This is a genomic window from Agrobacterium sp. 5Ca50 (assembly GCF_055381905.1).
The window spans coordinates 1,125,020-1,138,854 of record NZ_AP026438.1; the positions used below are offsets into that span (position 1 = coordinate 1,125,020).

12 protein-coding genes are annotated in these 13,835 nt (G+C 56.9%); 10 read left to right on the forward strand and 2 right to left on the reverse strand.

Going from position 1 to position 13,835, the window contains the following annotated elements; translation table 11 throughout:
* Positions 1 to 485: 485 nt before the first annotated feature.
* Positions 486 to 1,280, forward strand: coding sequence for an exopolysaccharide production regulator ExoR (gene exoR / locus ACZ5FM_RS05375; protein WP_192487670.1), 795 nt, complete (start codon positions 486 to 488; stop codon positions 1,278 to 1,280).
* Between the two features lie 128 nt (positions 1,281 to 1,408).
* On the opposite strand, the gene xth is transcribed toward exoR, so the two are convergent.
* Positions 1,409 to 2,200, reverse strand: coding sequence for an exodeoxyribonuclease III (xth, locus tag ACZ5FM_RS05380; RefSeq protein WP_464039914.1), 792 nt, complete (start codon positions 2,198 to 2,200; stop codon positions 1,409 to 1,411).
* Positions 2,201 to 2,286: 86 nt separating this feature from the next.
* On the reverse strand, positions 2,287 to 2,619 hold the full coding sequence (gene erpA, locus ACZ5FM_RS05385) for an iron-sulfur cluster insertion protein ErpA (protein ID WP_192487672.1): 333 nt from the start codon (positions 2,617 to 2,619) through the stop codon (positions 2,287 to 2,289).
* Positions 2,620 to 2,804: 185 nt separating this feature from the next.
* On the opposite strand from erpA, the gene ACZ5FM_RS05390 reads away from it, so the two are divergent.
* From ACZ5FM_RS05390 to tatC, 9 genes are all read left to right on the forward strand, one after another.
* On the forward strand, positions 2,805 to 4,022 hold the full coding sequence (locus ACZ5FM_RS05390) for a deoxyguanosinetriphosphate triphosphohydrolase (RefSeq protein ID WP_464039915.1): 1,218 nt from the start codon (positions 2,805 to 2,807) through the stop codon (positions 4,020 to 4,022).
* 62 nt (positions 4,023 to 4,084) lie between these two features.
* Positions 4,085 to 5,842, forward strand: coding sequence for an arginine--tRNA ligase (gene argS / locus ACZ5FM_RS05395; RefSeq protein ID WP_464039916.1), 1,758 nt, complete (start codon positions 4,085 to 4,087; stop codon positions 5,840 to 5,842).
* Between the two features lie 129 nt (positions 5,843 to 5,971).
* A complete protein-coding gene (locus tag ACZ5FM_RS05400; protein ID WP_464039917.1) occupies positions 5,972 to 8,971 on the forward strand; it encodes an SPOR domain-containing protein in 3,000 nt (999 codons plus the stop codon).
* 115 nt (positions 8,972 to 9,086) lie between these two features.
* Positions 9,087 to 10,103 (forward strand): beta-N-acetylhexosaminidase, encoded by a 1,017-nt coding sequence (nagZ, locus tag ACZ5FM_RS05405; RefSeq protein WP_464039918.1) that lies wholly within the window; start codon positions 9,087 to 9,089, stop codon positions 10,101 to 10,103.
* Between the two features lie 41 nt (positions 10,104 to 10,144).
* Complete coding sequence (locus ACZ5FM_RS05410; RefSeq protein ID WP_464039919.1) at positions 10,145 to 10,993, forward strand: segregation and condensation protein A; 849 nt, start codon at positions 10,145 to 10,147, stop codon at positions 10,991 to 10,993.
* A complete protein-coding gene (gene scpB, locus ACZ5FM_RS05415; RefSeq protein ID WP_312943892.1) occupies positions 10,986 to 11,717 on the forward strand; it encodes an SMC-Scp complex subunit ScpB in 732 nt (243 codons plus the stop codon). The genes ACZ5FM_RS05410 and scpB overlap by 8 nt, the downstream gene beginning before the upstream one ends.
* A 138-nt stretch (positions 11,718 to 11,855) precedes the next feature.
* Positions 11,856 to 12,059 carry a twin-arginine translocase TatA/TatE family subunit gene (locus ACZ5FM_RS05420; RefSeq protein WP_192487679.1) on the forward strand — a complete coding sequence of 68 codons (204 nt, stop codon included), beginning with the start codon at positions 11,856 to 11,858 and terminating at the stop codon, positions 12,057 to 12,059.
* Between the two features lie 58 nt (positions 12,060 to 12,117).
* On the forward strand, positions 12,118 to 12,948 hold the full coding sequence (gene tatB, locus ACZ5FM_RS05425; RefSeq protein ID WP_464039920.1) for a Sec-independent protein translocase protein TatB: 831 nt from the start codon (positions 12,118 to 12,120) through the stop codon (positions 12,946 to 12,948).
* Positions 12,945 to 13,757, forward strand: a complete 813-nt coding sequence (gene tatC / locus ACZ5FM_RS05430; RefSeq protein ID WP_250982700.1) for a twin-arginine translocase subunit TatC — start codon at positions 12,945 to 12,947, stop codon at positions 13,755 to 13,757. Before tatB ends, tatC begins: the two co-directional genes overlap by 4 nt.
* The last annotated feature ends 78 nt before the right edge of the window (positions 13,758 to 13,835 follow it).

Consider the following 13,835-nt stretch of genomic DNA (forward strand, 5'->3'; position numbering starts at 1 on the left):
CTGCCGGGCCTTTCTTTTTTTGTGGCTCAAAATTGTGACGATTTAGCAACACATTTCTGCAACCTTATGCACGCGGTGAGAGAGAGGTGCATTTGTCCATTTCCCGCCACAAAGGAAGCGTTTCGCTATTCTCACGGGTGGCGATTTTGCCGGGGGGCAAGCGTGTCGCGTAGCATCCGTGAACGTGGTGAAAGTGAAAACGGTTTTGAATTCAGGGTGTAAGGCTTATCAGCGGAGACGGGCATCTCCATCGATTGCAACTGCCACACAGGCTGTTGGTAAACGCCGTTATCTTGCCGGAAATGTTTCCTATATCTGTTCCCGTGAAACACGGAATTGGACTCGGCTTCCAAATGACCGCGTAGTGATAACTGCGGCCAGAAAGACGCAGTCGCCTCGGAAAATCGCAAATGACTGCGGTTTGTCTTTGCAGTGTGACAGCGGTCTTGGATATACGCCGAGACGAATGAAAGAAGTTCGGTGAAATGTTGAAACGTGAAGCCAACATCCTGAAACCCCTGTGTATGGGTTTCCTCATTGCCTCCCTGGCAATGCCAGCAGCTGCATTCGATATCAATGCGGGTGTCACGAAGGAATCCGGACCGTTCGACCTCTTCAAATTCGGCTTCAAGGCCTACAAGAACGGTAAGAAGGAAGACGCGGTAGAAGCCTATCGTTATGCGGCCGAAAAGGGCCACACAGGCTCCCGCTGGGCACTGGCCAACATGTATGCCTATGGTGACGGTGTCGCAAAAAACGACTTCGAAGCCTTCAAAATCTACAATGAAATTGCCAGCCAGGGCGTAGAGCCGGGTTCTGAAGACACAGGCTTCTTCGTGAACGCTCTGCTGTCGTTGGCCGACTATTATCGCCATGGTATTCCGGGCAGCCCGGTAAAGCCTGATATGTCGCAGGCCCGCCAGATCTACTTTCAGGTGGCATCGACCTTCGGCGTTGCAGAAGCGCAGTTCCAGCTTGCCCAGATGATTCTGGCGGGTGAGGGCGGTCGCGCGGATGCCATGCAGGCCAAGAAATGGCTGAACCAGGCGCGCCGCAACGGCCATGCTGGTGCCATGTCGGTGTTTGGCAATGTGATCTTCCAGGAAGGCCAGACTGTACGCGGACTTGCCTTCATGACCGCAGCTCTTGATCGTTGCAACCCTTCTGAATGCCCTTGGGTTCAGGATCTGCAGGAACAGGCTTTTGCGGTGGCTGGTGAGGGTGATCGCCGTGACGCCATCTCGCTTGCCCAGAGCATCCGCTCCGGCAATTTGGACTGATCCCTGATAAGGATTATCCCTGTAAACAGCTCACGCCTTTTTAGCGCCGCCACCTGACAGGTGACGACGGATGTGAACGCATAAATTCATGGGGTGAGGGAAGCCTGCGCGACCGCAGGCTGATAGGATCAGCTGGCGAAGTTGAAGAAACCGCAAACCGGCACATGGTCCGATGGCTTTTCCCAGGCGCGCACATGTTTCTCGATCGAAACAGCCTGCAATTTGTCAGAGGCTTCCGGCGACAACATCAGGTGGTCGATGCGAATACCGTTGTTCTTTGGCCATGCCCCAGCCTGATAATCCCAAAAGGAATAAAGTCCCGCCGCATCGGTTGTCGCACGGGCCGCATCGACAAAACCGAGATTTTCCAGACGGCGGAAACTCTGCCGTGTCTGCGGCAGAAACAGCGCGTCGCCTTCCCAGACTTTCGGGTCGTGGCAGTCATAGGGTTCGGGAATGACGTTATAGTCACCGGCCAGAATGAACGGCTCTTCAAGCTCAAGACGTTGCGCCGCATAGGCACGCAGACGCTCCATCCAGCGCAGCTTATAGGGGTATTTTATCGGATCATCCGGCGGGTTACCGTTTGGCAGGTAAAGCGAGCAGACGCGAATGACGCCGCCCTTGACCGAGAACACACCTTCAATGAAGCGGGCCTGTTCATCGGTATCATCACCTGGAAGGCCACGGCGCACTTCGTCCGGCTTGATCTTTGAGAGAAGCGCAACGCCATTGAAGCCCTTCTGACCATGTGTTTCCACGTGGTAGCCGAGAGCTTCAATTTCGAGGCGAGGGAAACCTTCATCAACGGACTTGATTTCCTGCAGGCAGGCGATGTCCGGACTGGAATCCTTCAGCCACTGGCAAAGGTTTTCAATGCGTGCCTTGACGCCGTTGATGTTCCATGTGGCGATTTTCATCGGATACCCCGTTTTTCTCGAGGTCTATCTTTACCCGATGAAAAGGCAATTGACACCCGTTTTACCGCTGAACTCACAGGAAGGGTTTAAACGGAAAAACTCGTTCCACATCCGCAACTTGCAACCGCATTCGGATTCTTTATCTGAAACGATTGACCGAGAAGATTATCGACGAAGTCGATCTCGGAGCCGGCCATGTAGATCAGCGACATGCTGTCGATCAGAACCTTGGCGTTGTCGCGTTCAATCACCACGTCGTCGTCGGCTTGTGTGTCCTCAAGGTCAAACTTGTAGGAGAAGCCGGAACAGCCGCCACCTTCCACGGAAACGCGAAGGGCCTGCTTGCCGGCATCTGCGCTGACGATTTCGGCGATTCTCTTGGCTGCCGATTCGGAAAGGGTTACGTCTATCTGTGTCATGTTGTCCTCATGGCCGGGGTCAAGGTCCGGAGAGATTTGTTTAAACGCAATTATAAAACACTCAAAGAAGAGGTCTATACCCTGCTTGAAGGAAAAGTCTGTGTTTCCGTTACTATGCGACAGGCCTTAGCATAGGTATGAATGTGGGTGTGAAACGTCAATGGCAGTCGAGAACAGGGTGAGACATGAGAATTGATCAGCGTGCATTGGGTTTTGGAAGCGGTGAGAGGGCAGTGTTTGCTGCCGACCCGTGGACGACACGCGGCCGCCTTTTTCCTGAACCATCCAGCCTGACCCGTTCCGAATTCCAGCGCGACCGTGACCGCATCGTGCACACAACGGCGTTCCGTCGGTTGAAACACAAGACGCAGGTATTCATCAGCCCTGATGGCGACCATTACCGCACACGTCTGACCCACACCGTTGAAGTGGCGCAGATTGCCCGTGCGCTGGCGCGTGCGCTCAAACTGGACGAAGACCTCGCCGAAGGCGTGGCGCTGGTGCATGACTTTGGCCACACTCCATTTGGCCACACCGGCGAAGATGCACTGGATGAGATGCTGAAACCCTATGGTGGTTTTGACCATAACGCCCAGTCACTGCGCATCGTCACCAAGCTGGAGCGCCGCTACGCTGATTTCGATGGCCTGAACCTGACATGGGAATCGCTGGAAGGTCTGGTCAAACACAATGGTCCGCTGGTCGATGCCAACGGGCAGGGGCTGCGTGGCCCGGTTCCACTGCCGATTGTCGATTATTGCAAGCTGAACGATCTGGAAATTGGCAGCTTTGCCAGCCTTGAGGCGCAGGTCGCGGCCATCTCAGATGATATTGCCTATAATACCCATGACATAGATGATGGCCTGCGCTCCGGTTATCTGACCTTCGAGATGCTGGAAGAAGTGCCGTTTCTGGCCGGGCTGATGGCAGAGGTGCGCGCCAAATATCCAAATCTTGATGGCGAACGTTTCGCCAATGAAATCATGCGCCGGCAGATTACCCGCATGGTTGAAGATGTGATTGCCGTCACGCAGCACAATCTGTCTGTCGTCAATCCGCAGAGTGCCGCAGATGTGCGCGGCGCCGATATTACCATTGCCACATTTTCTGAAGGTATGGCCGAGACCGACAAGCAGATCAAGAAGCTGCTGTTTGGCCATATCTACCGCCATCCGGAGATCATGCGCGTTCGTGCCGGTGCAACGCAAATCGTTTGCGATCTGTTCAAACGCTACATGCAGGAGCCCAAGGAAATGCAGGGCCACTATTGGGTCGACCATATCGCTGGCCTCAGCGAAGGGCAGCTGGCACGGCATGTTGGAGATTATCTCGCGGGCATGACCGACAGTTATGCACTGAAGGCGCACCAGCGATTGTTTGACCATACCCCCGATTTGCGATAGGCAGCGCCTCAACTTCTTTAACCATGGATACGGATGGAAACCCGTTCGCGCAGGTGGATGCAATGAACCTTTTTGCCGACTTCGATACCAGAATCAAAAACGCGCTCGAAACGATCGATATCGTTAAGGACAACCGCGCAGCCGTTGATTTCGGCCGAGTAACCGTTGAAGCCCCTCGTGATGCAAGCCATGGCGATGTCGCCACCAATGCTGCAATGGTGCTGGCCAAGCCGCTTGGTACCAACCCGCGCGCCCTGGCGGAAATCATTGTCGAGAAGCTGAAGGGTGAACCTGACGTTGCCGACGTCAATGTTGCCGGCCCCGGTTTCATTAACATCAAGGTCTCCGTCGGTTACTGGCAGCGCCTGCTGTCGGCAATGATCGAGGCTGGGATTGATTTTGGCCGCTCGACAATGGGCGAGGGCCACAAGGTCAACGTCGAATATGTTTCGGCAAACCCGACCGGCCCGATGCATGTTGGCCACTGCCGTGGCGCCGTTGTCGGTGACACGCTTGCCAACGTGCTGTCATTTGCCGGTTATGACGTGACCAAGGAATACTACATCAACGACGCCGGCTCGCAGATCGAGGTTCTGGCGCGGTCGGTATTCCTGCGTTACCGCGAAGCGCTGGGTGAAGATGTTGGCGCCATTCCACCAGGCCTTTACCCCGGTGATTATCTCGTGCCTGTTGGTAAGGAACTGGCTGACGAATACGATATCAAGCTGCGCGCCATGCCGGAAGAAAAGTGGCTGCCGATCGTCAAGGACAAGGCCATCACCGCAATGATGGCGATGATCCGGCAAGATCTCGAAGCGCTGAACGTCAAGCACGACGTGTTCTATTCCGAGCGCACGCTGCATGCAGGCAATGCCGGTCCTATCCTGTCGGCCATCAATGACCTGACCTTCAAGGGCCACGTCTACAAGGGCACACTGCCGCCACCAAAGGGCCAGCTGCCAGAGGACTGGGAAGACCGCGAACAGACCCTGTTCCGCTCCACCGAGGTGGGTGACGACATGGACCGTCCGCTGATCAAGTCGGATGGCAGCTACACCTATTTTGCGGCTGACGTTGCCTACTTCAAGGACAAGTTCGACCGCGGTTTCAGCGAAATGGTTTATGTGCTCGGCGCAGACCATGGTGGCTACGTAAAGCGCCTTGAGGCGGTTGCACGTGCCGTTTCCGAGGGCAAGTCCAAGCTGACGGTTCTTTTGTGCCAGCTGGTCAAGCTGTTCCGTGACGGTGAGCCGGTCAAGATGTCGAAGCGCTCGGGTGACTTCATCACCCTGCGCGATGTTGTGGATGAAGTCGGCCGTGATCCGGTTCGCTTCATGATGCTCTATCGCAAGAATTCTGAGCCGCTTGACTTCGATTTTGCCAAAGTAACGGAGCAATCGAAAGATAATCCGGTATTTTATGTGCAGTATGCTCACGCACGTTGCATGTCTGTTTTCCGTCAGGCGAAAGAGGCCTTTCCTGACCTCGACGTCAGCGCGGCTGACCTCGCAGGAGGTGCTGCTTTGATCAGCGATGTCAATGAGTTACAGCTTATTGCCAAGCTGGCGGAATATCCGCGTCTGATCGAATCCGCGGCCTCTTCGCAAGAGCCGCACAGACTGGCATTTTACCTCTATGATCTGGCAAGTTCGTTCCACGGACACTGGAATAAAGGTAAAGATCAGCCTGAATTACGATTTGTTAACGATAAAAACCGAGAATTAAGCGTTGCCAGACTTGGGTTGGTGAATGCTGTCGCGAATGTTTTGAAGTCCGGACTGGCCCTCGTAGGGGCCGATGCACCGGCCGAAATGCGCTAAAGCGTCACCATTTACCCACAATGCGCTGGCAAAAGCCGTAATGCGTAGATAGTGGAACGTGAAATGGTCGAGAAAAACGCCGCGTATAATCGAGACGCTCGGAGTGATGTATTCGCTGAGGATGATCCCTTGGCGGAACTGACCCGTATCGTCGGTTTCGATGAACGTCCTTCACATGTCGTTCCTGTTGCTGCGCAGACACCTGCGCAGCAGGTTGAAAGACGGGAACCTGAATTCAATCTCGAAGACGAGCTGTTGCGCGAATTCGAGATTTACGATGCGCCACGCCTGGATCCTGTCGCCGAGTTTACTCCGCGCGAACCGGTGGCGCCGCCGCAGGCTTATGAGCGGCCTGCCGCACCGGCCCCTGTCTATCAGGAAGAGCCGCGCTACGAGCCTGAACCAAGCTATCACGAAGAGCCCCACGCACCTGTCGTTCAGGTACCTGCCGTTTACGACGAGCCAGAGGTTTCGCTTGAGCCATCCTTTGCGCCTTCCTACGAGCAGGAAGTTGCCGCTTACGCGAAGCCTGCCGAACCCGATTACCCAGAGCCGCAATTTGCGCCAGAACCGGAAGTGAGTATTCCGGAGCAGGGTGGTTGGAACTACGTCAGCGAACCTGGTGTGGTCGAGTATCGCGAGCCTTCTTTTGAGCTGCCCTCAGTCAGCGTGGCTGCAGAGCCAGCCCCTGCGCAGGAAGAACCTGAGCTGCCGCGTGTCGAGCCTGCCTTCAATCTGGCCGATGAGCTGGAACTGAACTTTGGCTCAATGGCATCCACCTTGCAGGCCCAGAACACCGTGCCACAACTGGCCCCGGTAGCGGCTCCTGCCGCAACGCCGCAGGCCGCTCCGCATCTGCACCGTTCGTCGCTGGAAGTGTCGGGGCTGCGTTTGCCGCTGGCAAACTTCGGTTCGCGCGCCACGCCGGTTGCACCACGTCCGCAGGCAGAGCCTGTGCGTCAGGTGCCGGTTGAGCCAGTGTTCGAGCCTGCGCCCGAGCCGGTCGCCCAAGCTCCTGTCACTCAGGCGCCTGAAGCACCGTTTTCCCCAATGGATGAACTGCTTTATGACGTTGATCACTATTCCGTCCGCAACGACAATACCGCCGCCCAGCAGCCGGTCTTTACCCCAGCTGCCCCGGTTGCACCTGTTGCGGCTGCGCCGCTTCTGCAGCGCGCCGAACCTGTAAGCCCTGATGTCTTCCAGGTTGCGCCGTCCTTCTACGAGCCTCCACGCAGCCAGGCGACGCCACAGGCACCAAAGCATGTCGCGCCTGCTCAGGCAGCGCCGGTTGCTCCTGTTGCCGCCGCACCTGCCGCTGAGTTCGAGCCCTTTGCGGATGATGCATTCGAAATGGCGCTTGATGATATCGATCTGGATTTCGATCTGTCCGACATCGGCAATGTTGAGCCGGTCGCCGCAAAGCCGATTGAGATGCCACGCGTTGTGCCTGTACCGGCACCTCCGGTTGCTCCTGTTGCGGCTCCAGTGGTTGCAGCAGCTGCTGCCTTTGCTCCGCAGAGAACGCAGCCTGCCGCGGCGGCTCCGCAGTCATTCTCTTATGCGCCGCAGCCTGCCAAGCCTGCTCCAGCACCGGTTGCTGCACGGGCACCAGCGCTTGCACCAGTAGAGCTTGAGCCGCTGCCATTTGACCACGGCCAGATTGGCGATACCGAAGATCGTCCGGAAACCATTGGTGAGATGGAAGTGCCGGATCTGCCAGTTGGCGTGTTTGAGCCGAAGCCGGCCCCACGCCGTCATGATGATGATCTGGACCTCGATACCGAGCTTGCAGCACTGTTTACGCCTGCGTCCACGCCAGCCGGTCTTGATCGCAACAGAAATGCTCCAAACCAGTCCGCTGCCCGTTTGCAGCAGGCCGCAGCACCGTTTGAAAATCTGGATGATTTTGAAAAGGCGCTGGAAGAGGATTTCCGCCACAGCATGAAGGCGGCATCTGAGGGCAGGGCTGAACAGCAGCATGCACCGCAGAACCTCTATGAGCAGCCAATGCAGCCATATGAAAACGAAGAGCGTCGTTCGCGTCGCTGGATCGTTCCGGTTGCCGCACTCGGTGTTGTTCTGGTTGCCGGTGGTGTTTACGCGCTGATGTCCGGTGGTTCGCAGACGTCCGGCAACGGTGCGCCAATCATCATTTCTGCCGACAATGATCCGGTCAAGGAAGTGCCTGAAAATCCAGGCGGCAAGACTGTGCCGAACCAGGACAAGGCGGTGTATGACCGTGTTGCTGGCCAGACCGCAGCTGATCCCAAGCAATCGTCGCTGATCTCTTCCAACGAAGAGCCAGTTGATGTTGTGCAGAAGACGCTGATCCCTGAGAACCTGCCAATGGAAGGTGAGGACGAAAGCGATTTCGGCAACATGGGTACACCGGTTGGTGAAACCGAAGATCCACGCCTGCTGGCGCAGAATGATGCACCAGCCCGTGCGTCCGAGTCCGAAAGCAATGCACCTGCCGTATCTCCACGCAAGGTCCGTACGATGATCGTCAAGCCGGATGGCACGCTCGTCGCACAGGAAGTGCCAGAGACACCAACAACGACACCGGCAACAACAGCATCCAACGCTGCACCTGAGCCAACACCTCTGAGCACCGCTGACAATGCCACGGCTGCAAACGATGTGCCGAAGGTCATCGAAACCAGCCCGGTTGCAGTGGCAACGGCTCCAGCTGCAACGGCAACACCTGCTGCAACGGCTCCAGCTGCTGCCAATAACGGCGCGCCTGTACCGTCGGCACGTCCGGCCGCCCAGCAGGCAAATGCTGCCGTTACCTCCAACCAGCCCGTTGCAACAGCACCTGCGGCCCCGGTTGCTCCAGCACAGCCTGAGCAGGCTGCCCCGGTGCAGAACACCGTCTCGACCGGTGGTTATTATGTGCAGATCGCCTCGCTGCCGAGCCAGGCTGAAGCGCAGAAGTCCTACCAGAGCCTGTCCGGCAAGTTCGGTTCGGTCATTGGTGGTCGTGGCGTTGACATCAAGGCAGCGGAAGTCGCTGGCAAGGGAACCTACTACCGGGTTCGCATTCCAGCTGGCGACAAGAATGAAGCCGCAGCACTGTGCGAACGTTACCGTGCCGCTGGCGGAAGCTGCCTGATTGCCCGCTAATTGCTGATGGCATAAAATTCAAAAACCGGGTGCGCTTGCCGTTCCCGGTTTTTTATTGCCCGATCGGTACATCCGATCATCACATCCAATCCTCCACATGAAGCCGGTGAGCGCCATGACAGAATCTAAAGCCGTAATTTTGGGATGCAGTGGCCTGACACTGACGCCTGAGGAAGTTGCCTTTTACAAAGCGGAACGTCCGTGGGGATTTATTCTGTTTGGCCGCAACATCGCAGAACCGGATCAGATCTCCGATCTTGTGGCGTCGATGCGGGATGCAATTGGCCGCCCCGATGCACCTGTGATGATCGACCAGGAAGGTGGACGCGTACAGCGCATCAAGCCGCCGATCCTGCAGGCCTATCCTTCGGCAGAAGCCTTGGGTGAAATCTACAAGGCAGACCGGGAAAAGGGGCTACGCGCCGCCTGGCTGATGTCGCGCCTGCATGCCTTTGATCTGATGAAGTTCGGCATCACAGTGGATTGCCTGCCGGTTCTGGATGTGCCGGTACCTGGCGCCAGCAATGTCATCGGCAACCGCGCCTATGGTTTTGATCCCGAGACGGTGTCGCTGATGGGGCAGGCGGCGGCTGATGGCCTGAAAGCCGGCGGCATGTTGCCTGTCATGAAGCACATGCCCGGCCACGGGCGCGGCATGGTGGATTCTCACCATGAGCTGCCAATAGTCGATGTTCCGGTGGACGAACTGGACAAACATGACTTCGTGCCATTCCGTGCCCTGAACAAGGAACTGATGGCAATGAGCGCACATTTGGTGTTTACCTCGATCGACCCGGATGCACCGGCCACCACATCCAGAAAGGTCATCGACGAGATCATTCGTGACCGCATCGGTTTTGATGGCCTGTTGATGTCTGACGACACCTCGATGAATGCGCTGCGCGGGACATTGGGCGAGCGCGCTGCCAATATTGTGGCAGGCGGTTGCGATATGGTCTTGCATTGCAACGGCGTGATGAGTGAAATGCTTGCTGTCGTGAAAGAAGTGCCGGTCCTGTCTGGACGCGCTTTGGAGCGTGCGAAGGCAGTTGAAGCGGGCTTCCAGCAGGCTGATGGCGGCGATGAAGCGGCGCTGAGAGCAGAATTCAACGCAATGTGGGCAGTGGCCTGATATCATCAGGTAAAACAGGCCGGTTTCCGGCGGATGGGAAGATGGCGGCAGACAAGTCCCGCACCAGCACACCTATGGACAAGCTCTGGCAGGAAAACACTGCCGAGCGGGCCACGGGTGAAGCCGCGCTGATGATCGACGTTGCGGGCTTTGAAGGCCCGCTCGATCTGTTGCTGCATCTTGCCCGTACGCAGAAGGTGGACCTGTCGCGCATTTCGGTGCTGGCGCTGGCCGAACAATACCTGTCCTTCGTCGATACGGCGCGGCGGGTGCGCATCGAGCTTGCCGCCGACTATCTGGTTATGGCGGCGTGGCTTGCCTTCCTGAAATCCAAGCTTCTCATTCCGCAGCAGGCCAAGGATGAGGGCCCAAGCGGTGAGGAAATGGCCGCAACGCTGGCCTTCCGCCTGAAACGCCTTGAGGCGATGCGTGAGGCGGCGGAAAAGTTGGTCAACCGCGACCGTCTGGGTCGCGACGTCTTCGTGCGTGGTGCACCGGAACATATTCCCCATACCAGCCGCTCGGTGTTCGAGGCCAATCTCTATGATCTGCTGAGTGCCTATGCAGCGCTTCGGCAGCGCCATGCAATTACCCATGTGACGATTGAAAAACGTCAGGTGTGGTCGCTGGTCGATGCCCGTGAACTGCTGACCTCGCTGCTGGGCGATATCGATGACTGGACGGCGCTCGACCAGTATCTGTTGCAATATATAGCCGACCCCGCACACCGTGTGACAGCGATTGCCAGCGCCTTTGCAGCATCGCTGGAACTGGTGCGGGAAGGCACTCTCGAAATACGGCAGGATGGCGCCTTTCAGCCGATTTTCATGCGCAAGGGCACCGGCAAACCGGTGCTAGGCCAGCCTGATCAGGATACCGAGAATGAGTGACCATGAACCGATGGACGACAACACCATTGCGGACGTGGTGAAAACCGAACCACCGGTAGCCCTGAGCCGCGTGGAGCGTGAAGCCGAACGCATTGCCGAGGCGCTGGTGTTTGCCTCTGCCGAGCCGGTATCGGAAGCCTTCATTGCCGAACGTCTGCCCAAGGACATGGATGTGTCGGCATTGATGTGGCGCTTGAAGGTTGCCTATAACAACCGGGGCGTCAATCTTATCCAGATTGGCGGGAACTGGGCTTTCAGAACGGCCAGTGACCTGTCATTCGTCATTCGCAGCGAAGACAAGGAACCGCGCAAACTGTCACGTGCGGCCCTGGAAGTCCTTGCAATCATTGCCTATCACCAGCCGGTGACGCGTGCGGAAATCGAAGAAATCCGTGGTGTGCAAACCTCCAAGGGTACACTTGATGTGTTGATGGAAGCGGGCTGGGTGCGGTTTCGCGGGCGCCGGCGCACACCGGGCCGGCCGGTCACCATGGGCACGACGGTCGATTTTCTCGATCACTTCGGTCTTGAGGAACTGCGCGACTTGCCCGGTCTCGAAGAACTGAAGGGGGCAGGGCTGCTTTCCGGCCGTATTCCGGCCAATTTCGGCATACCGATTCCATCCATGAACGATGACCTGACGGATGAAGAAGATCCGATCACCCAGCTGGATCTGGAAGAATTGGGCCTGTTGATGCCCGGTGGCGCCGGCGACGACGACTAATAAAACTAAAATGCTGGAAAACCTCGCGGGAGTTTGACCTGCGACAACTCCTCAATTGCAGGGGCGTGCATTTTGGTGTTTGAAAAACAGCAATAAACATCTTACATCGGTTAAAAGCGCAATTCAGGAGTTTCGGTTATGGGTTCTTTCAGTGTGTGGCATTGGCTTATCGTTCTGGTCATTGTCCTGGTTCTTTTCGGCCGCGGCAAGATTCCGGAACTGATGGGTGATGTTGCCAAGGGCATCAAGAGCTTCAAGAAGGGCATGGCTGACGACGACGCAACGCCGCCCGCATCGACCGACAGCAAGACGGTTGATCACAAGGCTGACGAAATCAAGTAAGACTTGGCCGTCAAGGCCAGTCTGACCGGCGAGGCGAGCGTGTCTCGGGAGCATATTGATGTTTGACATTGGTTGGAGCGAGATTCTGGTGATTGCGGTCGTATTGATCGTTGTCGTCGGACCCAAAGATTTGCCTCCAATGATACGTGCCTTCGGCAAAATGACGGCCAATCTTCGAAAGATGGCGGGCGAGTTCCGCAGTCAGTTCGATGAAGCGCTGCGTGAAGCTGATATGGATGATGTCCGTCGTACCATTTCCGACGTACAGAACCTGAATCCGACAAACTCCCTGCGGGACGCCATGAACCCGCTGCGCCAGCTTGGTCAGGATATCAAATCCGATTTGCAAAAGGCAACGACACTGGATGACGCAAAGTCGGGCACGTCCGCAACCTCTGTGACACCAGCTTCCTCGACACCGGTTTCGGTGCCTGAACCTTCGATGATGTTGCCAGATAGTCCTCCGGCAATCATCCCCGATGCTGCAACGCCAGCACCTGTTACTGCCAAGGCAAAACCGGCTGCAAAGCCGCGGGCGCCGAAGGCATCGCCCCCCAGTGCTGCAACGGCAAAGGCTGCCACCACGGCCGAGGCAATCACGGTTGCTGCAAAGCCGGCCGCCAAGCCTAGAGCCAAAACGGCGCCAGTCGCACCTGCTGCTGATACGGTCGAGACAGCAAAGCCGGTCGCCGTGAAAGCAACGCCAGCCAAGGTTACGCCGGCGAAAGCCGCGCCAGCCAAAGCCGCGCCAGCCAAGACCGCTGCTGCCAAAAAGCCATCCGTGGCCAAGGCTGCAACTGATGTGGCTGACAAGCCTGCCGCCGCCAAAAAGCCAGTGGTGCGGAAAACCGCCGCCACTGCAAAGACTGCCAAGAAGGACGAAGCATGAGCGGCGATATCGAAGACAAACCCCAGCCGCTTGTCGAGCATCTGATGGAGCTGCGCACGCGGCTCATCTGGTCTCTGGTGGCTTTTTTTGCTGCTTTTGTGGTGTGCTTCGGCTTTGCCAAGCACCTGTTCAACTTTCTGGTCATTCCCTACAAGTGGGCAGTGACCTGGGCAGGACTTGACCTTTCCAAGGCAGAACTCATCTACACCGCCCCGCAGGAATTCTTCTTCACCCAGGTGAAGGTGGCGATGTTCGGCGCGATTGTTATCGCGTTTCCGGTTATTGCCTCGCAGCTCTACAAGTTTGTGGCGCCCGGCCTCTACAAGAATGAGCGCGCGGCATTCCTGCCATTCCTCATTGCATCGCCGATCCTGTTTCTGATCGGTGCAGCGCTCGTCTATTTCTTCTTCACGCCCATGGTCATGTGGTTCTTCCTTGCCATGCAGCAGTTGCCGGAAGAGGGCGAAGTTGCCATTTCTCTGATGCCGAAAGTGTCGGAATATCTCAGCCTGATCATGACGCTGGTGTTGTCGTTCGGTCTGGTGTTCCAGCTTCCTGTCGTTACCACGCTTCTGGCCCGCGTTGGTCTGCTCACCAGCCAGACGCTCAAGGACAAGCGCAAATTCGCCATCGTGATTGCCTTTGTCGTGGCCGCCGTTCTTACGCCGCCCGATCCGCTTTCCCAGATCGGTCTTGCGCTGCCTGCGATCATTCTCTACGAGATTTCCATATACTTGGCTCGACTCGTGGAGAAGAAGCGGGAGGCGGAAAATGCAGGCAGGGAGCTCGAAGCCTCCGAAGACGCCTGACGTTTTGTCCGGCATGCTATTTTTCATGAGCCGGGCTTCAAGCCCGGCTTTTGCTTTTTTGAAGTAACCGCAGGCAAA